Raw genomic sequence first — 23,313 nt, forward strand, 5'->3', positions numbered from 1 at the left:
GCGGTCGGCGCCCCGCGCCGACGCTTGCCCGCGGACCTCATCAGGTCGCCGGAACCCGCGAGCGTGACCTGGCCGGACGAAGCGGCGCGGAATCTCGCGGCAGCGAGCCGCGTTGAGAACGGATGGTATGACTCTTCCTGCCGACGCCCTGACGGCGTCCACTTTCGACAGATCCCTCATCGACCTCGCCGATTCGGATTCGGCGTACCTCTCGGGCTTCTATGACGATTCGGGGGACGGCTTCGACCTGGAGGAGCGCGCGGCACTGCGCCGCGTGCCCGGCCTGGCCACCGAGCTCGACGACGTCACCGAGGTCGAGTACCGCCAGTTGCGGCTGGAGCGGGTCGTCCTCATCGGCGTGTGGACGTCGGGTTCGCTGCGGTCGGCCGAGGCATCCATGGCGGAGCTCGCCGCCCTCGCGACCACGGCGGGTTCGGTCGTGCTGGACGCGCTCGTGCAGCGACGCGACCGGCCGGACGCCTCGACCTACGTCGGGTCCGGCAAGGCCCGCGAACTCGCCGAGGTCGTCACCGCGACCGGCGCGGACACGGTGATCTGCGACGGCGAGCTCACCCCGGGCCAGCTACGCCAGTTGGAGGAGGTCGTCAAGGTCAAGGTCATCGACCGGACCGCGCTCATCCTCGACATCTTCGCCCAGCACGCGACGTCTCGGGAGGGCAAGGCCCAGGTCGAGCTCGCCCAGCTCCAGTACATGCTGCCCCGCCTGCGCGGCTGGGGTGAGTCGATGTCCCGCGCCGCGGCCAGCGGCGGTGGGCGCGCGCCCATCGGTACTCGCGGACCTGGCGAGACGAAGATCGAGACAGACCGCCGACGGCTGCGCGCGCGGATGGCGCGTCTGCGCCGGGAGCTCGCCGGGATGGCAACCGTGCGGGAGACGAAGCGGTCGGCCCGCCGGCGCGGCGAGGTGCCCGCGGTGGCGATCGCCGGTTACACCAACGCCGGCAAGTCCTCGCTGCTCAACCGTCTCACCGGCGCCGGCGTCCTCGTCGAGGACGCGTTGTTCGCCACGCTGGATCCCACCGTGCGGCGCGCGACCCTGCCGGACGGCCGGGCGTTCACCCTCACCGACACGGTCGGGTTCGTCCGGCACCTCCCGCACCAGATCGTCGAGGCGTTCCGCTCGACCCTGGAGGAGGTCGCCGACGCGGACCTCATCCTGCACGTCGTCGACGGCTCCGCCCCCGACCCGGCCGCCCAGATCTCAGCCGTACGCGAGGTGCTCAACGACATCGACGCGGGCAACGTGACCGAGCTGATCGTCGTGAACAAGGTCGACGCCACCGAGTCGACCGTCCTCGCCGGCCTGCGCCAGCTCGCGCCCGACGCGGTCTTCGTCTCGGCGCGCACGGGGGAGGGGCTGACCGCGCTCGTCGACGCTCTGTGCGACCGAGTCCCCCACCCCGACGTGGAGATGAAGGTCCTCGTCCCCTACACGCGGGGCGATCTCGTCTCGCGGGTACACGCTCACGGCGAAGTGCTCGAGTTGGAGCACACGGCGGACGGCACCCGACTGCTCGCGAGGGTGTCGCCGTCGCTCGCCGCGGAACTGCACACCTTCCAGCCCTGACCCGTCCAGCCCTGATCCGCCGCGCCGGGACCGGCGCTGAGCTCGCCGTCGGCGCGGTCGGCGGAGCATACCCGCCCGGTCCACGGCAGCCGAATCGGCCGGCCGCCTCGCGCGGCCGGCCGTCCACGGTCAGACCCGGCGCAGCACGGCGACGATCCGCCCGAGGATCGTCGCCTCTTCGCCAGGGATGTCGCTGAACGTCGAGTTCTCCGGGTGCAGCCAGACCTTGCCGTCGCGGACCCGTAGCCGCTTGACCGTCGCCTCGCCGTCGATCATCGCGGCGACGATCTCACCGTTGTCCGCGACCGGCTGCTGGCGCACCACCACCCAGTCGCCGTCACAGATTGCCGCGTTGATCATCGATTCGCCGACGACCCGGAGCAGGAACAGGGTGCCCTCGCCGACGATCTCCTTCGGCAGCGGAAAGACGTCCTCGATCGCCTGCTCGGCCAGGATCGGCCCCCCGGCGGCGATCCGCCCGAGGACCGGCACGTAGGCCGCGGACCCCTCGCCGCTCGCGCCGGCCGGGGCCGCGGCGCCCGGGAACGTCGACACGACGGCCGCCGCGCCGGAGTCGGCCTTGCGCCGCGGCCGATCGGGGCTGAGCACCTCCATCGCCCGCGGACGGTTCGGGTCCCGGCGCAGGTAGCCCTTCTCTTCCAGCACCTTGAGCTGATGCGCCACGCTGCTCGTGCTGGTCAGCCCCACCGCCTCCCCGATCTCCCGCACGCTGGGCGGGTACCCGCGCCGTTCCACCTCGGCCCGGATGACCTCGAGCACCTTGCGCTGCCGGGGGGTCAGGCCGGCTGCGTCCGCGGGGTTTTCGGGAAAGGCCCGCACGTTGCCGCGGGCCCCGCCCCGGCGTGTACCCCTGCCTTGGCTGGTCATCGCCTACCGCTCTCCTCGTCGCCTACTCTGTCGCCGGTGGGCCGCCGCTCGGCCGCGCGCTGGACGTGCGCGCGGCTGTCGGCCTCGCCCGGCGAGACCGGCACCCCCCACGGCACCCGGCTGTCCGCGACCGGGGGAGACCGCCCGGTGCAAACCTGATCGTCTCGACGGTAACCGCCCGGTCGCGGAATCTCAAACGTCTGTTCGAGCGTGTCCCTTTCCCTGGCGGGACTCCGGTGTGACAATCGATCAGGAGTTCGATCGAACGGGAGTTCGTGGCGTCGACGACGTGGTCCGGGGCGCCTTGGGAGGAAGCCGTGCAAAGCGCGCACACCACACAGGTGGTCGATCTGGCGGCCGCCCGGGAGCGGGCGGTGCGCCGCGCCGGGGGATGGCCGGCGAGCGGTCCGGCGCGGATGCGGGTGGCCCTGCCGGCCGCCAGGGTCGGTGCCGGGAGGCCGGTTCCGAGGGCGTGCCCCTCGCACGCGCCGGTTCCCCGGGCGACGAGGTCCGAGGCGCAGAAGTCCCAGGCGTCGAAGTCTCAGGTGTCGAAGTCTCAGGTGTCGAGGTCTCAGGCGTCGAGGTCCGAGGCGCCGGGATCTCGGTCGCGGAGATCCCGGTCGCCGGGCCCGCCGCGGCGGCTTGCCCGCGGATCAGGATCCCGGCCGCCGGTGCGCCGCGCCGCCGGCGAGCCGCTGCCGCCGCTGCGGCTGACCCACCGCGGCCGGGTGGTCGTGGTCGCCGTCGTCGCGCTGGCGATCGCCGCGGTGCTGGTGGTCGTCCTGCCGCGCGCCTCGATCGCGTGGTCCGGCGAGCCGCCGCGGGGTCACCTGGTCCTCGCCGGGGAGACGCTGTGGGAGATCGCAGTCGCGCTCGATCCCGACGCCGACACCCGCGCCGTCGTGGATCGGCTGATGCGGATCAACCATCTCCCCTCGGTCGAGCTCACCCCCGGCCAGTTCCTGTTGCTGGGCTGACCCTCCGGTCGGCCGGTCCGCTCCGCCACCGTCCGGTCCCGATCGGCGCTCGGCGGCTCGCCGCCGTGACGGGCCGGTGCCCGGCGGCAGCGGGCGGGTGCGGCGCCCTCGCGCAGGGTTGTCGCGCCCCCGCGGGCTGATGTCCCGGTGTGACACGCGGGGGGTCGGTGTCCCCATCACTGGGGTTGTGCGCTAGGTTAGACACAACATCTGGTGCTTATGCGGGTGTAAGTCATCCACAGGTTGCGCACAGGCTTTCCACAGAGGTGCGGGCGGCCGTCCACAGGGGCGGCTCGGCCGGTGCGGAGGCGCGGGTCGGCTCGCTGTCCCGCCGCGCCAGGTGGCCGCGCCGGACCGGACGAAGGAGGCGTATCGCGTGCGATGCCCGTTCTGCCGGCATCCGGACAGCCGTGTCGTCGACAGCCGGGAGGCCGAGGAGGGCTCGGCGATTCGGCGGCGGCGATCCTGCCTGTCGTGCGGTCGCCGGTTCACCACCATGGAGGAGGCGTCGCTGCGGGTGCTCAAGCGCAGCGGCGTGGCGGAGCCGTTCAGTCGCGCGAAGGTGATCACCGGTGTGCGCAAGGCCTGCCAGGGCCGGCCGGTGCGCGACGACGATCTTGCTCTGCTGGCCCAGCGGGTTGAGGATGCCGTGCGCTCCTCGGGCTCGGCGGAGGTCCCCGCGGAGGCGATTGGCCGGGCGATCCTCGGCCCGCTCCGCGAGCTCGACGAGGTGGCCTACCTCCGCTTCGCCTCGGTGTACCTGGCCTTCGAGTCGCTCGGCGACTTCGAGAGCGCGATCGCGGCGCTGCGGGCCGAGACGTCCGGAGCCCGCCGCGGCGCCGACCTCGACGACCTTGACGAGCTGGGAGATCCAACCGTCCGTCCCGCCGGCGGAGCGTTCACCGACCAGGCGGACCCGTCGCAGCGGGCCGGTCCCGAAGGCCCCCCACCCGGCGGCCGGCGGGCCGACTCAGATACCCCACGCCCCGGCCGCCCAGGCCGGGACACACCCGCCGCCGTCCGCGAGCAGCCGGAGACCCCGGGCCGCCGTGGCGGCGGAAACCAGTTGAACATCGTCGAGGGCGGGCTCGGCCGGGCCGAGCCGATCACGGGGGAGTACGAGGTCGGCCGGGTGCGCGGCGCCTCGGCCACCCGCACCTGACGGGGCCGCCGCGGGACCGCCGAGGCCCCGTCCCGCCCGTCCCGCTAGCAGCTCGCCGCCCCGCCGGCCCGTTCCCGTCTGGACGGGACGACCTGACCCGGCCGGCGTGGGCGTCCGATCCCGCGCGACCCGGTTTCGCGCGTCCTGCTCGCGACCCCTACCCGGCCGCGCCCGTGGGCGGACGGCGCGGGGACGGGGGCCGGACCGCCGGGGCCGGTGTGTTCGTCATGCGTGTCGCTGCCGCCGGACCCGGTCGACCCCAGGGTTCGGCGTCGGCCGATACGCCGATTCGCCCGCGGTCCGCCGTCCACGCGTGCAGTGGACCGGGCCCGGGCGGGGATGCCACCACCAGTGCGCCAGCGCGCGCCGATGAGAAGACAGGACGAGGAGCGTCATGACCGAAAGTCGCGGCACGAAGGCGGGCAGGTCTGCGGCCAGGGCGGGCGGATTGAAGATCCGGCGCTCGCGCACCACCGCCGGCGTCCACCCGTACGACGAGGTCACCTGGGAGACCCGGGACGTCGTCATGACCAACTGGCGGGACGGTTCGGTCAACTTCGAGCAGCGCGGGGTGGAGTTCCCCGATTCCTGGTCGGTCAACGCGTCGAACATCGTGACGAGTAAGTACTTCCGCGGGGCGCTGGGCACGCCCGGCCGGGAGTCCTCCCTGCGCCAGCTCATCGACCGGGTCGTGCACGCCTACGGAGCGGCCGGCCGCGAGCACGGCTACTTCGCCGCCGACGCCGACGCCGAGATCTTCGAGCACGAGCTGACCTGGATGCTGCTTCACCAGGTGTTCAGCTTCAACTCCCCGGTGTGGTTCAACGTCGGAACCTCGGCCCCCCAGCAGGTCTCCGCGTGTTTCATTCTTTCAGTTGATGACACTATGGAGTCGATTCTCAACTGGTACCGCGAGGAGGGGCTGATCTTCAAGGGCGGCTCGGGGGCCGGGCTCAACCTGTCCCGCATCCGCTCCTCGAAGGAGCTGCTGTCCTCCGGCGGCACGGCGTCCGGCCCGGTGAGCTTCATGCGCGGCGCGGACGCGTCGGCGGGCACGATCAAGTCGGGCGGGGCGACCCGGCGGGCCGCGAAGATGGTCGTGCTCGACGTCGATCACCCGGACATCGTCGAGTTCGTCGAGACGAAGGCCCGGGAGGAGGACAAGATCAGGGCGTTGCGGGACGCCGGGTTCGACATGGATCTCGGCGGGCGCGACATCGCCTCCGTGCAGTACCAGAACGCCAACAACTCGGTCCGGGTCACCGACGAGTTCATGCGCGCGGTCGTCGACGGGGGCAGCTTCGACCTGCGGGCGCGCCTCGACGGCCGGACGATCGAGACGATCGACGCGAAGGGGCTGTTCCGCACCGTCGCCGAGGCGGCGTGGGCCTGCGCGGACCCCGGCATCCAGTACGACGGCACGATCAACGACTGGCACACCTGCCCCGAGAGCGGCCGGATCAGCGCCTCCAACCCCTGCAGCGAGTACGTGCACCTGGATAACTCAAGCTGCAACCTCGCGTCGCTGAACCTGTTGAAGTTCCTGCGCCCGGACCGGACGTTCGACGCCGAGGGGTTCGTCGCCGCGGTCGAGCTGATCATCACCGCGATGGACATCTCGATCTGCTTCGCGGACTTCCCGACGCCGGAGATCACCGCGGTCACCCGCGCCTATCGCCAGCTCGGCATCGGGTACGCCAACCTCGGCGCGCTGCTCATGGCCAGCGCTCGCGCCTACGACTCCGACGGCGGCCGCGCGCTCGCCGCGTCGATCACCTCCCTGATGACCGCCACCGCCTACCGGCGCTCGGCGGAGCTCGCCGGCATCGTCGGCGCCTACGACGGCTTCGCCCGCAACGCCGACGCGCACCGCCGGGTGGTGCGCAAGCACTCCGCCGCGAACGACGCCGTGCGGTCCGTACACACCGAGGACACGCGGGTCCTCGCCGCGGCGTCCAGGGAATGGGCGCGGGCGCAGACCGTCGGCGACAAGCACGGCTGGCGCAACGCCCAGGTCAGCCTGCTCGCCCCGACCGGCACGATCGGCCTGGCGATGGACTGCGACACCACCGGCATCGAACCGGACCTCGCCCTGGTGAAGATGAAGAAGCTGGTCGGGGGCGCCAGCATGCGGATCGTCAACCAGACGGTCCCGGCGGCGCTGCGCGCACTCGGCTACCCGGAGGAGACGGTGGAGGCGATCGTCGAGTACATCGCCGAGCACGGCCACGTCGTCGACGCCCCCGGCCTGCGCCCGGAGCACTACGACGTGTTCGACTGCGCGATCGGCGAACGGGCCATCTCCCCGATGGGGCATGTGCGGATGATGGCCGCGGTGCAACCGTTCCTGTCCGGCGCGATCTCCAAGACGGTGAACATGCCCTCGACGGCGACCGTCGAGGAGGTCGAGGAGATCTACCTGGAGGGGTGGCGGCTGGGTCTGAAGGCGCTGGCCATCTACCGGGACAACTGCAAGGTCGGCCAGCCGCTGTCCGACGTCCGGGGGGCGAAGCGGGACGCCGCGGCGAGCGCCGCGACCGCCGCGGCCCTGGCGGCACCCCCGGCCGGCGCGCCCGCGCTCGCCGGGACCGCCCCGGGCGGAGCCGCCGAGATCGAGTACCGGCCGGTGCGCCGGCGGCTGCCGAAGACCCGCCCGTCGCAGACGGTCTCGTTCGCCGTCGGCGGTGCGGAGGGCTACCTGACCGCCGGCTCCTACCCGGACGACGGCCTCGGCGAGGTCTTCATCAAGATGTCGAAGCAGGGCTCCACGCTGGCCGGCGTGATGGACGCCTTCGCGATCGCCATCTCGATCGGCCTGCAGTACGGCGTGCCGCTGGAGGCGTACGTCAGCAAGTTCATCAACATGCGCTTCGAGCCGGCCGGGATGACCGACGACCCGGACGTTCGGATCGCCCAGTCGATCATGGACTACCTGTTCCGCCGGCTGGCCCTGGACTACCTCGACGCGGACCGCCGCGCCGAGCTCGGCATCTCCACCGCGGCCGAACGGGTCCGCGAGGTCAACGGCCGGTACGGCTCGCAGGCCGACGCGGCCGTCGACGCCGTCGCGGCGCCCGCCGGGTCGCTCGCGGACGCACTGCCCGGCGCGGACGACCCGGGCGCGGGTCCGGCTGTGGGTGGTCCGGCTGTGGGTGGCCCTGCTGTGGGTCCGGTCGGCGCCGGGCCGGCGCCGACCGCGAGCCGGCCGGGGCCGGGCAGCAACGGCGTGGCCGTCGGGCACGGGCCCGCGCACGTGGCCCGCGAGCTGCGGTTGGCACCTCCCGGCGAGTCGCTGGTCGCCCAGACGGTCGTCGACGCCCCGCTGTGCTTCACCTGCGGGGTGACGATGCGCCCGGCGGGGAGCTGCTACGTCTGCGAGCAGTGCGGCTCCACCAGCGGTTGCAGTTGAGCGAGCCGGCAGGGTCCGCGGCCCGGCCGGGAGGGTTCCCCCGGCCGGGCCGGCCAGCCGGCGACGATGGTCCACCTCGTTGCCACCGCTGGTAGGAGGAACTCACCGCCGCCGTGCGGGACCGGGTCGGGCCGGGCGCCTTCCGCGGCCGGCGACTTGCTCGGTGCTGCCGGATTGTTGCCGGATTGTCTGGTCACCGGTGCGCGATCGACGCGGTCGTGGCCGCGACCGCGCTGCGGGCGGATCGGCCCGCGGTACTGCTCACCAGCGATGTCTAGGGCCTGCACCGGCTCGTGGCCGAACCCGAACGTCCCAAGGACAGCCGGGTGGCCGTCGTGCACGTCTGACGGCGGCGCGGTCGTCCGGCGCGCGGGCGGCGCCGGGTCAGCGCTCGGCGTCGAGGAGATCGATGAGCAGCGCGGCCGTCCAGGAGAACCGGTTGCTGCCGGCGCCCGAGCCGTCGAGTGGCGAGTAGTACTCGAACATCGCCCCGGAGGAGGCGATCACGTCGACCGTGTTGCGGCGCAGGTCCTCGGCGGCGTCGAGCCGGCCGTAGCGCTCCAGCCCGTCGGCGATCAGCCAGTTCATGTTGACCCAGAGTGGGCCCTGCCAGTAGCAACGGGGCAGGAAGTTCGGGTCGTCCAGAGGAACGCTCGCGACGCCGAAGCGCGACCAGTAACGCGGCGAGGTGAGCGTCTTGACCATCTCGTCGACGCGGTCCTCGGGCACGACGCCGGCATAGAGCGGCAGCAGGCCGGCGATCGTCTCGTGGCGCAGCAGGGTCCGGGTCCGAAAGTCGCGGCTGTAGTAGACGCCGTCGACGACGAGCTCTCCCATCGCCTCCCGGGTGCGGCGCGCCGACCGGCGCAGCCTGGCCGGGATGACCTCGCCGATCTCGGCGGCGATGGTACTCAGGTGCTCGTTGGCGCGGACCAGGATCGCGTTGAACGCCACGTCCTGTACGAGGGGCACGATGGTCCGCCGAACCTCGCGGAAGTTGTAGTGCGCCCGGCGCAGCTCGCGCACGATCCGGTACAGCGTGAACAGGTCCCCCGAGGTGAGCCGCTCATCCGAGGGGACCTCCTTGGAATCGCGGCGCAGCGCGTCCAGGGCGTCGTCGCCGTTGATGCGCCGCAGCGCCCGTACGCCCAGCGGCGCCACCGGCCTGGTGATCTCCATCCAGGTCGGGGTGTTGTCCATCCCGGACTCCCAGGAGTGGACCAGGGACACCAGGCCGTCGTCGTCCGGGTCACGCTCGTCGTAGAGCCACTGGTGAAAGCGCAGCAGCCCGGGGAACAGCCGGCGGTAGAACTCCCCGCGTTCGGAGTCGGACATCATGGCGCCGACCCGGACCGCGGCCTCGGCGATCATCGGCGGCTGGGTGACGCCGGTGCTCTGCGCGCCGCCGGCGGTGGTCGTCACCCGGTCGCAGCGCCAACGCTGCGGCCCCGCATGGTAGAAGTCGGTGGTCTCCGCGAAGATCACGTGCGGGATCATGCCGTTCGGCCACTGCCCGCGCAGCAGGGAGAGGATCTCGGCGGCGGCGCGCTGCGGGTCGAGGTGGCGCAGCCCGATCGCGATGAAGCAGGAGTCCCACAGCCACTGGTGTGGATACAGCGTCGGCGACGGCCGGGTGATGTCGCCGAGGTCGTTGCCGCGCAGCACGGAGACCGCGGTCTCGCGCAACTCCGCCAGCTCTGCCGGGAGGCTGGGGACGGACATCGTGTGAGAGTAGCCGTCACGCGCTGTGCCCAGGTGGAGGGCGCCCCTGGTGTGGTCTGCCTAACGAAAACCTCGTTGGCGCCCCGCGGCCGACTTGATGCGCCGGGCAACCGGCGACGGGACCGCGGGCGGTCGCGGCGCGGTGCTGTCGGTGGCGCGGTGCTGTCGGTGGCGTGGTGCTCTCGGGGATGTGGTGCTCTCGGGGATGTGGTGCTCCCGGGGATGAGGTGCACCCGGGGATGAGGTGCACCCGGGGAGTGAACTGCTCTCGGGGAGTGAGGCCGGCCGGGCGCCGGATGCCGCCCGAGTGGGCGGCGCGGAGTATGCCGATCCGGCCGGATCCGAGGCCGGGTCACGCTGCTGAGCCGGTTCTCGAGGGGGTCTCGGGGGCATCGGGGACGGCATCGGGGAGACGCGGCGGCACTGTCGGGATTGTCGGATGACCGACGCCGCCCGATGGCGGTACTGGACGGAAAATGTGGTGCGGACGGCAGCCCCTCGAAAATCCTCACTTCCAGTGAGGGGGCGAGTACGCATCGTTCAGGATCCGGGCTCTCGATGGGGGTCTCGCCACGCGAGAAGGTCAAGATAGTTCGCGGAACGCGCCACACCATGGGATCTGCCAGGTAGTCTTCGCGACAGCGAGTTCAGCGTCTCGAGGGCATGGGTCTACACTGCCGGTAGGCCCGGCGATCGCTGATGTCCGGGTGCGCCTGCACGGGGAATGGTTCCGCGACTTCGTTCGTTACCTCCCACGTGCACGGAAACAGACGTCCCACCCGCACCGACCATCGGATTTGCCACTGATGACGCTGCCTGCCCTGGAACTTGCCGAGCGCACCGACGAGAACCGCCCGCGTAGCCCGCGGCGCACTCGCCGGTCCGCTGCCTCTGCCCGTACCGCCCCCGGCCGTTCGCTGGCCGCCGTTCCCGATGACGGCGACGAACTCGATGTGAGTGCCGTCGCCGAGGTCATCGCGCGCGGTCGCGAGTCCGGCGAGATCAGCCGGTCCGAGTTGCGTGACGCGCTCGAGTCCGCGGACATCGGCCTCGAGCTGTTGCCCGCGCTGATCGCCAAGCTGAGCGCTGCCGGCGTCGAGCTCCTCGAAGAGGAGGAGACGACCGACGAAGTCACCGCCGCCACCCGCTCCACCGCCGAGCACGCCGGCACCGCCGACCTCGTGCGCATGTACCTGCGCGAGATCGGGAAGGTGCCGCTGCTCAACGCCGCGCAGGAGGTCGAGCTCTCCAAGCGGGTCGAGGCCGGTCTCTTCGCCGAGCACAAGCTGGAGTCCGACCCCGACCTGCCCGCGGACCTCCGCCGTGACCTGGGTCTGCTTGTGAAGGACGGCCATGCCGCCAAGCAGCAGCTCGTCTCGGCGAACCTGCGCCTGGTCGTCTCCGTCGCGAAGAAGTACAGCGGCCGCGGGATGACCCTGCTGGACCTGGTCCAGGAGGGCAACCTCGGGCTCATCCGCGCGGTGGAGAAGTTCGACTACGCCAAGGGCTACAAGTTCTCGACCTACGCGACCTGGTGGATCCGCCAGGCGATCGGTCGAGCGCTGGCCGACCAGGCCCGGACCATCCGGATCCCGGTCCACGTGGTCGAGCAGATCAACAAGATCACGCGGCTGCAGCGCCAGCTCGTCTCGACGCTCGGCCGCGAGCCGACCGACGAGGAGCTCGCCCTCGAGCTGGACATGCCGATCGAGCAGGTCGTCGAGCTGCGCCGCTACGCGCAGGACACGGTGAGCCTGGAGACCTCCGTCGGCGACGACGGCGACTCCGTGCTCGGCGACTTCATCGAGGACTCGGACGCGACCTCCCCTGCCGATGCCGCCTCGTACGGCGCGATGCAGGACGAGATCGAGAACGTGCTCGGTGGCCTCAACCCGCGGGAGCGGGAGGTGATGCGGCTGCGGTTCGGCCTCGCCGACGGCAAGCAGCACACCCTCGCCGAGGTGGGTAACCGGCTCGGACTCACCCGTGAGCGGATCCGGCAGATCGAGCGGGACACGTTGCGTGAGCTGCGCAAGCCCGCCGTCGCCGGCCGGCTGCGGGAGTTTCTCGACTGACCGCTCGCGGCCGAAGACCGCCGGCACGGCGGGCGCGCACAGGGCCACGGGTGGCATCCCCCGCGGGGGGCACGGCACGCCGGTGACGGCGCGGCCGGGTGTTCCATGGAAGCCGGATCTTCGCTGGGACCAGCGAAGATCCGGCTTTGCTGTCGGCGGGGGCGCCGTCCCGGGGTGCGGTCGGTCAGTTGTCCGGTGTGGCGGTGGGCGCCCCGGCGGCCGAGTCGGCGCTGGCCGCTCGGGCCTGGTCGGCGGTGGCCGCGATGGCCAACAGCGCCTGCGGGTTGGCGACGGCGTCGAGGCTCACCACGTCGGCCAGCGCCGCGCCGGCGAGCAGCCGCTTGACCGGGACCTCCAGTTTCTTGCCCGTATGCGTCCGCGGCACCTCGGCGATCTCGAGGATCCGGTCCGGCACGTGCCGCGGGCTGAGTTCGGTGCGCACCGTCTGTCGGATCCGCTGCGCGAGCTCCGCCGTGAGGCCCGGCTCGGCGAGGGCGACGAACAGCAGCAGCCCTCCGCCGCCGTCGGCGTCCGAGGTGTCCACGGCGAGGCTGTCGGTGACCTCGGCGAGCTGCTCGACGACGTCGTAGAGCTCGCCGGTGCCGATCCTGATCCCGCCGCGGTTGAGGGTGGCGTCCGAACGCCCCTCGACGACGACGGCACCATCGGGCGTGATTCGCACCCAGTCGCCGTGCCGCCAGACCCCGGGGTAGGTCGCGTAGTAGCTGTCATGCAGCCGGCTGCCGTCCGGATCATCCCACAGGCGCAGCGGCATCGAGGGCATCGGCGCGGTCACGACGAGCTCGCCGACCTCGTCGACGACCTCCTTGCCGTCGGCGTCGAAGGCCGCCACGGCGCAGCCCAGCGCCCGCGAGCCGATCTCTCCGGCGCGCACCGGCATGGTCGGCAGCCCGGCCACCAGCGCCGTGCAGACGTCGGTGCCGCCGCTGATCGACGTCAGCATCACCTGCGAGCTGACCGCGTCGTACACCCACGCGTACGCGGCGGCGGACAGCGGTGACCCGGTTGACCCGATGGTGCGCAACAGGGACAGATCGGCATGTTCGCGGGGCACGAGGCCCGCGTCCCGGCAGGACTGCAGGTAGGCCGCGGACGTGCCGAGGCACGTCACCTCCAGCGCCTCGGCCAGGCCGAACAGGGTGCCGAGCGCCGGGTAGCCGGCGGCGCCGTCGTAGAGCACGATCGTCGCGCCGACCAGCAGGCCGGAGACGAGGTAGTTCCACATCATCCAGCCGGTCGTGGTGAACCAGCAGTACCGGTCGTCGGGGCCGAGGTCGAGATGCAGCGCCAGCGCCTTGAGGTGTTCCAGCAGGATGCCGCCGTGCCCGTGGACGATCGCCTTGGGCGGCCCCGTCGTGCCGGAGGAGTAGAGGATCCACAGCGGCGCGTCGAAGGCGACCCGGGTGAACTCGAGCTCGGCGCTCTCCGCCGCCATCAGCTCGTCCCAGGTGAGCAGGCCCGGCAGCCCCGCGCCGCGGGCCCGGGCGAACGCGTCCGGCGCCAGGTAGGGCACGATGACGGTCGCGGCCAGCCCGGGCAGGTCGGCGGCGAGCGCGGCGAGTGCGGCGACGGTGTCGTACCCCTGGCCGCGGTAGGTATAGCCGTCGACGCCGATGAGTACCTTCGGGGCGATCTGCGCGAAGCGGGCGGCGAGGGCGGTGGCGCCGAGCTCGGGCGAGCATGACGACCACACCGCGCCGATGCTGGCGGCCGCGAGCATCGCCACCGTCGCGTAGACGGTGTTCGGCAGCACGCCGCAGACGCGGTCGCCCGCGGTGACCCCGAGGGCGCGTAGGCCGGCCGCGGCCCGGGCGACCTGGCGGCGCAGGTCGTCCCAGGAGACCACCGCGGTCGCGCCGTCCTCCCGCACGGCGATCACCGCCGGCGCGGCACCCCGCCGGGTGAGCGCGTTCTCGGCGTAGTTGACCCGGGCGCCGGGGAACCACACGGCACCCGGCATCGTGGCATCGGCGCGGGCTGGGCTGCCGGCCAGGGCGGGGCCGCCGCCGCGCTCGCCCTCGACGGCGCAGAAGTCCCAGATCGACTCCCAGAAGGGGCCCAGCTCGGTGACCGACCACTCCCACAGAGCCGCCTCGTCGCCGAGATCCACTCCGCGTTCGGCGGCGAGCCAGCCACGGTAGTTCGTCACCGCCGCCTGCTCGATCCGCCGCGCGGAGGGCTCCCACAGCGGCGTGCCGGGACGCACCCGGGTCGAGCCGACGGCCGCGGAATGCTCCGCGCCCGCCGCCGCCGCCGGACGCTGCGGTGCCGTTCCGTCTGCTGCCACGGGCACTGACCCTAGGGCATTTGGCGCGGATCTACGGCGAACCTCGATCCGCCGGTGGCCGGTCGGGACTGTCACCACCGCTACCGGCGTGGGACCCGTTCGGGCTACCGTCGAGGGGTGACGGTGCCGGGCGAAACACAGCGGTCCGGCGGCACCCTGCCGTCGGCGGTCGAACCCACCATCTTGGCGTGGGATCCGGCCATGGCCGGCTACGACTTCGGGCCGCAGCACCCGCTGCACCCCGTCCGGCTGGGCCTGACGATGGACCTCGCCGAGAGTCTGGGCGTGCTCGACGCGCCGGGGCTGCGGATCGCCACCCCGACCCTGGCTCCCGACGAGCTGATCGAGCTTGTCCACGATCCGCTGTACCTGAACGCGGTGCGCGCCGCGCCCGACCCCACCCGGGCCCGGATGGCGGCCCTGTTCGGCCTCGGCTCCGCCGACAACCCCGTCTTCCAGCGGATGCACGAGGCCGCCGCCCTGATCACCGGGGGGACGATCGAGGCCGCCCGGGCGGTGTGGGCGGGGCCGGCGCGCCACGCCGTGTCGATCGCCGGCGGTCTGCACCACGCGATGCCGGGGATGGCCAGCGGCTTCTGCATCTACAACGATCCCGCGATCGCGATCGCCTGGCTGCTCGCCGCCGGGGCGACCCGGGTCGCCTACGTCGACGTGGACGTGCATCACGGCGACGGGGTGCAGACGGCGTTCTACGACGACCCGCGGGTGCTCACGATCTCGCTGCACCAGACCGGGCGGACGCTGTTCCCCGGCACCGGCTTCCCGGAGGAGGTCGGCGCGCCCGGCGCCGCGGGCAGCGCGGTGAACGTCGCGCTGCCCGCGTTCACCGGTGACGCCGGCTGGCTGCGGGCCTTCTCTGGCGTCGTCCCGGTGCTGCTGCGGTCGTTTCGGCCGCAGGTGCTGGTGACCCAGCACGGCTGCGACACCCACGCCCTCGATCCGCTGGCCGATCTGGAGCTGTCGGTCGACGGGCAGCGGGCCTCCTACGAGGCGTTGCACGCGCTGTCCCACGAGCTGTGCGACGGTCGCTGGCTGGCCTGCGGCGGCGGCGGGTACGCGCTGGACGCGGTGGTGCCGCGGGCGTGGACGCAACTGCTGGCGGTCGCCGCCCACCACTCCCTCGATCCCGGCACCGCGCTGCCGGCGCAGTGGCGCGCCGAGGCCCCGCAGCGGGTCCGCGCCGTCACCGGCCACGACTCCGTCGGGGCCACGGCGGGGATGCCCCGGACGCTCGGCGACGGGGTGAGCGTGCGGTACCGGCCCTGGGACGCCGGCGAGGGCGATCCCGACGACCCGCTGGACCGCGCGGTCGCCGCCACCCGGCGCGAGGTGCTGCCCCTGCACGGTCTCGACCCGACCGTGGACCGGTGAGCACCGCGCCGCTGCCGTCCCCGGCCGGGGACGAGACGCCCCTGGCGTACCCGGCGGAGTGGGAGGCCGACGTCATCCTCACCGACGGCGGCACGGCCCACATCCGGCCGATCCTGCCGACCGACGGCCCGCTGCTGCGGGCGTTCTGGACCCGGCTGTCCCCCCAGTCGATCTACTTCCGCTTCTTCACCGCCCGCCGGGCGCTCAGCGACGCCGACATCCACCGGATGACCGTGGTGGACCAGCGGATGCGCGGCGCCATCGTCGCCATGATCGGTGACGATCTCGTCGCCGTGGCGCACTGGGAGGGCACCGCGGCCCGGCCGACCGAGGCGGAGGTGGCCTTCCTGGTGGAGGACGCCCAGCAGGGTCGGGGTCTCGGCTCCGTGCTGCTGGAGCACCTCGCCGCCGCGGCCTGGGACCGCGGGATCCGGCGCTTCGACGCCGACGTGCTCGGCGAGAACCGGCAGATGATCCGCGTCTTCCTCGACGCCGGCTACACCGTCGCCCGGGCCTGGGACTCCGGTGCCGTCCGGCTGTCGTTCGAGATCACCCCCACCGAGCAGTCGGTGACGGTGATGCGCGCCCGCGAGCACCGCGCGGAGGCGGCCTCCATCGGCCGGCTGCTGCATCCCCGGTCGATCGCCGTCATCGGCGCCGGGCGGGCCGCGGGCTCCGTGGGCAACTCGGTGCTGCGCCACCTGCTCACCGGCGGCTTCGACGGCCCGGTCTACCCGGTGAACCCGGCGGCCGCGGCGGCCGGCACCGCGGTCGCCTCGATCCGCGCCTACGGCGGCATCGAGGAGGTGCCCCGCCCGATCGACCTGGCCGTCGTGTGCGTGCCGCCGGCCGAGGTGCCCGGGGTCGTCGCCGCCTGCGGGCGGGCGGGCGTGTGGGGCCTGGTCGTGCTCACCGACCAGCGTGACGACGCCGCCGACGCCGCCCTGGCCGCCGAGGCGCGGGCCGACGGCATGCGCGTCGTGGGTCCGGCCAGCATGGGCATTCAGAACCCGGCGGGGGGCCTGAACGCGTCGATGGTGCCGCAGATGCCGCCGGCCGGCCGGGTCGGCTGCTACTCGCAGTCCGGACCGTTCGGCGGGGCGATCCTGCAGGCGGCCGCCGCGCGGGGGGTCGGGCTGTCGGTGTTCGTCTCGGCGGGGGACCGGGCCGACGTCAGCGGCAACGACCTGCTCCAGTACTGGGAGGAGGACCCGGAGACCGACGCGGTGATCATGCATCTGGAGACGTTCGGCAACCCGCGCAAGTTCGCCCGGCTGGCGCGCCGTCTCGGCCGGCGCAAGCCGATCGTGACCGTGTACTCCGGCCGCTCCGCCCTCGACGACGCCCTGCTGCGGCAGGCCGGTGTGATCGGCGTGGACCGCATCTCCCAGGCGTTCGACGTGGCACTGCTGCTCACCTCGCAGCCGTTGCCCGCGGGCAACCGGGTCGCGGTGATCGGTGACTCCCGGGCGCTGGTCCGGCTGACCGCGCACGCCGCCGACGCCGCCGGCCTGATCGCCGAGGAGGTCCTACTGCCCGCGGGCAGCGGTTCGGCGGCGATCACGGCCGCGCTGCTCGCCGCGGTGCAACGGGCCGACGCACTCATCGTGACGGTGGCCCGACTGCCGCCCTCGGCGCCGGGCCCGGTCGCCGCCGGCGCGGTCGAGGCGGCCGAGCGCATCACCGTGCCGATCCTGGCCTCCGTACAGGGCGTCGACATGCCGAGCGAGCTCGCCGGCATCCCGGCCTACCCGTCCCCGGAGGCCGCGGTGACCGCACTTCGCCGCGTCGTCGGCTACGCACAGTGGCGGTCCCGCCCGACCGGCACCGAGCCGGTGACGGCCGTGCGGACCGACGAGGCCCGCGCGCTCGTCGCCGGCCTGGCCGGTCGGCTGCCCGAGGAGAGAGCCGCCGCGCTGTTGGACTGCTACGGCATCACGGTGCAGCCGGCGGAGCTCGTGACTTCGCCGCGGCGCGCCGTCGAGGCGGCTGCGCGGCTCGGTTACCCGGTGGCCGTCAAGGCCCGGTCACGCCCGTACCGACACCGGCCGGACCTGCGCGGGCAGCGCCTCGACCTGCCCGACGCGGCGGCGGTGCGCGCGGCCTGGACGTCGCTGCGCTCCCAGCTCGGACCGGAGGTGCCGATCGTCGTGCAGCGGATGGCGCCGGTCGGCGTGTCGGTGGTCGTCGGATCCGAGGAGCATCCGCAGTACGGCCCGCTGGTCTCCTTCGGCCTGTCGGGCCCGGCGACGGAGCTGCTCGGTGACCGCGCCCACCACATCCTGCCGCTGACCGACGTCGACGCCGCCCGGCTGGTCCGCTCGGTGCGGGCGGCGCCGCTGCTGCTCGGCTACCTCGGTTCGACCCCCGTCGACATCGCGGCGCTGGAGGATCTCGTGCTGCGCGTCGGCCGGCTCGCCGACGACGTCCCCGAGGTGGTTCATCTCACTCTTGACCCGGTCATCGTGTCGACCGGGCGGGTCACCGTGCTGTCGGCGGAGGTCGTGACCGGCCCGTCCGTGCCCAGAGCGGACGCCGGGCCGCGGCGTTTCTGGACCCCGGCGCTGCCTGTAGTCGACCGACCCCCCGTCCGGGGCGGTTCGGCACAACATGGTCACACCGTCCACAATCGTCTCCCATGACGTCGCCGTACTCCGGGCAGCCGCCCGTCTGGCCCGCATCCGGCGCCTTCGGGGTGTCGCAGTCCGATTCCGGGGGGCCCATCGAGGCCATGGGTACCCCCGGGGCCGGGGCACCCGGGCAGGCGGAGCTGGTGCCGATGTACGGCCCGGAGCGGGGCGCGCAGCGGCCGCCGGAGTCGGGGGCGACGGGTCCCGCCGGAAGCGGTCCGGAAGACGCCAGGCCGATCCCGACGGGGCCGCTCTCCACCGGGCCGGTCTCGACGGGGCCGGTCTCGACGGGGCCGATCCAGACAGGGTCGGCCTCGGGGCCGATCATGCCGGGTCAGGTTCCCGGGCCGGGTCGGCCGGACGTGGGCGGCGGGGGTCGCTCGATCGACGGCACACCGACTGCCCCGCCGACTCGCGTGCCCGGCCCAGCCCCCGCGCCGGGCACCCGCCCCGCGCCGGGTGGCCCCGCCGGCGGCTCCGGCGCCGGGTCCACGCCTCGCCATGGTGCCGTGGCGGGTCCTGGTTCCCTGGCCGGTCCTGGTTCCCTGGCCGGTCCCGGTCCCGGTTCGATGGCGAGCCCCGGCCCGAGCCTGGTGCCCGGCCAGGACCCCGAGAGCGGCGGGGGCCGCGGAGACCTGCCCGTGCTGCCCGAGGGATGGCCACTTGTCCCGCGGGCCGATCCGCCGGGGGCCGGCGAGGCGATGCCGCGCGACGTCATCGATGGGACCGGCCCGCGGCGAGGCCCCGAGGACGTCCCCCCGGAGCGCGGGCCGCTGAGCCTTGCCCGCGGCGGGCCACCGGTACCGGGTGGCGGTGGCAGCGGGGGCGGCAGCGGGGTGGATCCCGCGGTGGCGGCATACGCGATGTTGGATGCCTTGTTCGTCCGGGCACCGGTCGGACTCGCCCTGCTCGACCGGGCCGGCCGGTTCGTGCGCGTCAACGAGGCGCTCACCCGGTTGGACCGCCGGTCCGCCCGGGACCACCTGGGCCGCACCGTGTCCGAGGTGCTCGGTGACAGCGATGCCGAACTCGACGCCCTGCTGGCCCGGGTGCTGCGTACCGGTGAGGCCGTGGTGGACCTGGAGGTAGGGGTCGCGGGCTCGGCCGGAACACCGCTGACCTGGCTGGCGAGCTGGTTCCCGGTGAGCGATCCGCAGCTCGGTCCGGTGGGGGTGTCCTTCGTCGCGTTGGACGTCACCGGCCTGCAGATCGCCGATCGGGAGCGGCTGCGGGCGCAGGCGCGTTACCGCGGGCTCGCCGACGCCGCCGGCCTGGACGTGTTCCACGCGACGGCCGACGGCGCCCTCGACGTCGACCTGCCCGGCTGGCGTTCCGCCACCGGCCAGCAACCGGGGGCGTTGGCCGGTAGCGGCTGGCTGTCCGGGGTGCATCCGGACGACCGGGACCGGGTCGCGCGGCTGTGGCGGGGGGCGGTCGAACGCGGCGAGACCTTCGAGGCCGAATTCCGGATCTCCGCGCCGAGCGGTCTGGGCGCCGCCGAACGCGTCGTCACCGCCCGAGTGCTGCCCGTGCCCGGACCCGCGGTGGATGCCGCCGGCGGCCAGGCCGCCGCCGGCACCGGTCCGGCGCGCGACGGCCGGCCGGCCGAGTGGCTCGGCGTGGTCCGCGACCTCACCGGGGAGCGGACAGCCGAGGCGGCGCGGGCCGATGCCGATCAGCGGGCCGAGGCGGCCGTCGAACAGGCCGAGGCGGCCGCGCAGCGGGCCGAGTCCGGCGGGCTGTTCTCCGTCGCGCTGGCCCGGGCCAGCACGGTCGACGAGGTCCTCGCGGCGATCCTCGACGTCGGCGGTCAGGCGGCGCGGGCGGCCGGGCGCGGGGTCGCGCTGGTCGACGACGGCCAGGCGGAGCTGCGGTTCGCCCGTCCCGGTGGGGATCCGGCGCAGCGGCTCGGCCGCTGGCCGGATGTGGCGCTGGGAGCGGTGCATCCGGTGGCCGAGGTGGTGCGGGGAGCCCGGCCCCTGTTCCTGGCCGACCGGGAGGAGCTGCTCGCCCGCTGGCCGGTGTCCGGCCTCGCCGACGCCACCGCGGCGGCGGGTGAGCAGGCGTGGGCCATGCTGCCGCTGGTCGCCTCCGACGGTTCGGCCTTCGGCGTGGTGACCTTCGCCTTCCCGGCCCCGCGGACCTTCACCGCCGCGGATCGGGCCTACCTCGGCGGCCTCGCCGCGGCCGGCGCACGCGCGCTGGAGCGGGCCAGGGCACACGAGCGGCTCGTGACCGAGGCGGCGGGGGCGCAGGCGGCGCTCACCGCGGCGGACGAGGAGCGCGAGGCCCGGCAGCGCGCCGACCGGCGGCTGCGCCTGCTGACCCGGGCCACGCAGATCGTGACCGCGGCCGAGGACCCCGAGCCGTCCTTGCGGGCCGTCGCGGAGCTGATCGTGGCGGAGATCGCGGACCTGTGCGCGGTCCACCTGGTCACGGCCCATCCGGCCCTCGCGCCCACCGCGGTTGCGGCGGCTGAGGGCGGCGCGCAGGGCCCGACCGGAACCGAGCAGGACGACGGTGGGCGAACCGACGGGGCGGCGCAGGCTCCGCGGCTCCGGCCGCTGATCGTCGCGGGTTCCGCCGCGAGCGGCGCCGCGCCGTCGACCGGCGCCTGGATCGCGGCGCTCGCCTCGCCGTCGAACCCGATCACGCAGGTCGCGGCCCGTGGGATTGGGGAGGTCGTCAGCCACGCCGGGGACGGCTGGGAGGCGCCGTCCGACATCGCGCGCTGGATCCGTCAGGCCGGCGCCCACACGACGGCCGTGCTGCCCGTGGTGCGGGCCGGCCGGATCGCGGCCGTGTTCAGCCTGACCGCCGTCGGTGACCGGGCCCCGTTCACCGAGGCCGACCTGGCCTTCCTGACCGAGCTCGCCGGGCGCGCCGGGGTCGCCCTGGAGCGCCTCGACCGCGAGCACAGCGCGCGCGGCAGCGCCGTGGAGCTGCACGAAACCCTGCGTGGCGCGGCACCGGTGGTGCCCCGGGGGTTGCAGGTGGCTTCCCGCTACCTGCCCGCCGGGACCGAGGGGGACGCCGGCGGGGAATGGTTCGACGTGATCGACCTCGGGGCCGGCCGGGCTGCCCTGGTGATCGGCGGCGTCCGGGGTCGGGGGCTGCGCACCAGCGCCGTGATGGGGCAGCTACGTGCCGCCGCGCGCGCCTGCGCCCGGCTCGACCTGCCACCCGGCGAGGTGCTGGCGCTGCTCGACGGCGTCGTCGCGGACATGCCGGGACGCGAGGTCGCGACCTGCATCTACGCGATCGCCGAGCTCGACACTGGCGTGCTGACGCTGGCCAGCGCCGGCCATCCGCCGCCCCTCGTGGTCGCCCCGGACGGGCTCGTCTCGCGGCTGTACATGGCGGTCGGCTCCCCGCTCGGCGACGTCCACCGAGATCCGTCGGGGCACACCGACGCCACCGAGTACACCGTCCGCCTGGGCCGGGGCTACCTCATCGCCCTGTTCACCGAGGGCCTGGTCCGCGGGGGTGGCCGGGACGTCGACGCCGGCGTCTCGGATCTCGCGGCCGTCCTGGCCCGCACCAGCGAGGCACCCGACGACAACCTTGACGCGCTGGCGACCGCGGCCTGTGCGGGGCTCGGCCGCGACAACCAGCCGGCGCCCGCCGACGACGCCGTGGCGCTGCTGCTCGCCCGCCTGCCCGACGAGCCGACCGCCGGACCGACGCTGCTCGACGTCACCGTCGACGGTCCGTCCGGGCTGCGCGCGGCGCGGGCACAGTGCCGGCTCGCCCTGGAGAACGCCGAGCTGCCGGTCGAGATCATCGACGCCGTCGTCCTGGTCCTGTCCGAGCTGACAAGCAACGCCGTGCGTCACGGCCGGCCGCCGTTGTCCGTGCGGCTGCGGCGGCTTGGTGACCGGGCCGTCGTCGAGGTCGCCGATGGCGGCGGCCGGCTGCCCCGGCGCCGGCACGCCTCGCCGGACGACGAGGCCGGGCGCGGGCTCGACCTGGTTTCCCGGCTCGCCGTGCGGCACGGTTTCCGCCCGATCCCCGACGGCAAGGTGGTCTGGGCGGAGGTTGACCTGGTGGGGCCGGCCCCCGCCGATCCGGGCGCGCCGTGATCGGATCGCCCGGGCGGGCGGCGCAGGGCGGGTGTGGCGGGGTCGGGCTGTCCCGGCGCCGCCGGGCGAGCACGTCTCGCGTAACGTGAGCGGCATGCCGGACGCGGTGCTGCGGCTCGACAATGTCAATGTCGTGCGGGATGGGTCGTACCTTCTGCGAAATGTTGCCTGGGAGGTGCTTCCCGGTCAGCGATGGGTCGTCCTCGGCCCCAACGGCGCGGGAAAAACGACCCTCCTGCAGGTGGCCTCGGGCCGGCTGTTCCCGACCTCGGGCGCGGTCGACCTGTTCGGCCACCGGCTGGGCACGGTGAACCTCCTCGAGCTGCGCTACCGGGTCGGCGTCGTCAGCCCGGCGCTGGTCGAGACGCCGCCCCCGGACGAACGGGTGCTCGACGCGGTGGTCACCGCCGGCTGGTCGGTGCTCGGGCGCGGCGACGAGCCGTACGACGACGTCGACCTCGCCCGCGCCGCCGGCCTGCTGGCCCAGTTCGGCTGCCGGGAGCTGCGGGACCGGCGCTTCGGGACGCTGTCCGAGGGCGAACGCAAGCGGGTGCTGATCGCCCGGTCGCTCATGAGCGACCCGGAGCTGCTCCTGCTCGACGAGCCCGCCTCCGGGCTTGATCTCGGGGCCCGGGAGGCACTGCTGCGCCGGCTGACCCGTTTCGCCGCCGACCCCTCGGCGCCCGTCAGCGTCCTCGTCAGCCACCACGTCGAGGAGATCCCGGTGGGCGTCACCCACGCCCTGCTGGTGCGCGGCGGCCAGGTGCGGGCCGCGGGTCCGGTGGCCGAGGTGCTCACCGCGCCCAGGCTGTCCGACTGCTTCGGAATTCCCCTCGACCTCAGCGTCGCGGCCGGGCGCTACGCCGCCCGCCTGGCCGCCGGCCCGCCGCCACGGCGACCGGTGTCCGTCGGCGTCTGAGGCTGCGTCCCGCCCGGCTCTGGCCTCGCCCGGCTCTGGCCTCGCCCGGCTCTACGCCGGGCGTCCGCACGGCACGTCTCAGGGGCCGCTTGGCGTATCACGAGGAGCCGGGCGCCTGCGGCCGGCACCGCGCCCGAGGACCGCCGCGCGCGCGATCCCCG

The 23,313-nt window shown here is 74.0% G+C and carries 12 protein-coding genes; 9 read left to right on the forward strand and 3 right to left on the reverse strand.

Annotation, left to right across the window (positions count from 1 at the left end):
• The first annotated feature begins 127 nt into the window (after positions 1–127).
• Positions 128–1,588 (forward strand): GTPase HflX, encoded by a 1,461-nt coding sequence (hflX, locus tag AC5R91_RS25445; RefSeq protein WP_495393818.1) that lies wholly within the window; start codon positions 128–130, stop codon positions 1,586–1,588.
• A 129-nt stretch (positions 1,589–1,717) separates the two neighbouring features.
• Here hflX and lexA read toward each other — a convergent pair whose 3' ends face one another.
• Complete coding sequence (lexA, locus tag AC5R91_RS25450) at positions 1,718–2,476, reverse strand: transcriptional repressor LexA (protein ID WP_495393819.1); 759 nt, start codon at positions 2,474–2,476, stop codon at positions 1,718–1,720.
• 671 nt (positions 2,477–3,147) lie between these two features.
• On the opposite strand from lexA, the gene AC5R91_RS25455 reads away from it, so the two are divergent.
• The 3 genes from AC5R91_RS25455 to AC5R91_RS25465 all read left to right on the forward strand — a co-directional run bounded on the left by AC5R91_RS25455 (position 3,148) and on the right by AC5R91_RS25465 (position 8,024).
• On the forward strand, positions 3,148–3,453 hold the full coding sequence (locus tag AC5R91_RS25455; protein ID WP_495393820.1) for a LysM peptidoglycan-binding domain-containing protein: 306 nt from the start codon (positions 3,148–3,150) through the stop codon (positions 3,451–3,453).
• A gap of 376 nt (positions 3,454–3,829) precedes the next feature.
• Complete coding sequence (gene nrdR, locus AC5R91_RS25460) at positions 3,830–4,615, forward strand: transcriptional regulator NrdR (RefSeq protein WP_495393821.1); 786 nt, start codon at positions 3,830–3,832, stop codon at positions 4,613–4,615.
• 394 nt (positions 4,616–5,009) lie between these two features.
• Positions 5,010–8,024: a vitamin B12-dependent ribonucleotide reductase gene (locus tag AC5R91_RS25465; protein ID WP_495393822.1), complete on the forward strand. Its 3,015-nt coding sequence runs from the start codon at positions 5,010–5,012 to the stop codon at positions 8,022–8,024.
• 384 nt (positions 8,025–8,408) lie between these two features.
• Here the strand turns inward: AC5R91_RS25465 and AC5R91_RS25470 are convergent, their stop codons facing one another.
• A complete protein-coding gene (locus AC5R91_RS25470; RefSeq protein WP_495393823.1) occupies positions 8,409–9,746 on the reverse strand; it encodes an MGH1-like glycoside hydrolase domain-containing protein in 1,338 nt (445 codons plus the stop codon).
• Positions 9,747–10,552: 806 nt separating this feature from the next.
• Here AC5R91_RS25470 and AC5R91_RS25475 point away from each other — a divergent pair.
• Positions 10,553–11,821: an RNA polymerase sigma factor gene (locus AC5R91_RS25475; protein ID WP_495393824.1), complete on the forward strand. Its 1,269-nt coding sequence runs from the start codon at positions 10,553–10,555 to the stop codon at positions 11,819–11,821.
• Positions 11,822–12,005: 184 nt separating this feature from the next.
• On the opposite strand, the gene AC5R91_RS25480 is transcribed toward AC5R91_RS25475, so the two are convergent.
• A complete protein-coding gene (locus AC5R91_RS25480) occupies positions 12,006–14,048 on the reverse strand; it encodes an acetoacetate--CoA ligase (RefSeq protein ID WP_495398059.1) in 2,043 nt (680 codons plus the stop codon).
• 204 nt (positions 14,049–14,252) lie between these two features.
• Between AC5R91_RS25480 and AC5R91_RS25485 the strand changes: the two genes are divergently transcribed.
• The 4 genes from AC5R91_RS25485 to AC5R91_RS25500 all read left to right on the forward strand — a co-directional run bounded on the left by AC5R91_RS25485 (position 14,253) and on the right by AC5R91_RS25500 (position 23,152).
• The gene (locus tag AC5R91_RS25485) at positions 14,253–15,521 is read left to right on the forward strand and encodes an acetoin utilization protein AcuC (protein WP_495393825.1); all 1,269 of its coding nucleotides are present in this window, start codon (positions 14,253–14,255) and stop codon (positions 15,519–15,521) included.
• A complete protein-coding gene (locus tag AC5R91_RS25490) occupies positions 15,518–18,163 on the forward strand; it encodes a bifunctional acetate--CoA ligase family protein/GNAT family N-acetyltransferase (protein ID WP_495393826.1) in 2,646 nt (881 codons plus the stop codon). The genes AC5R91_RS25485 and AC5R91_RS25490 overlap by 4 nt, the downstream gene beginning before the upstream one ends.
• Entirely contained in the window at positions 18,160–22,233 is a 4,074-nt protein-coding gene (locus AC5R91_RS25495) for a SpoIIE family protein phosphatase (protein WP_495393827.1), read from the forward strand. The genes AC5R91_RS25490 and AC5R91_RS25495 overlap by 4 nt, the downstream gene beginning before the upstream one ends.
• A 94-nt stretch (positions 22,234–22,327) precedes the next feature.
• A complete protein-coding gene (locus AC5R91_RS25500; protein WP_495393828.1) occupies positions 22,328–23,152 on the forward strand; it encodes an ABC transporter ATP-binding protein in 825 nt (274 codons plus the stop codon).
• The last annotated feature ends 161 nt before the right edge of the window (positions 23,153–23,313 follow it).

Source organism: Frankia sp. BMG5.60 (genome assembly GCF_059428125.1).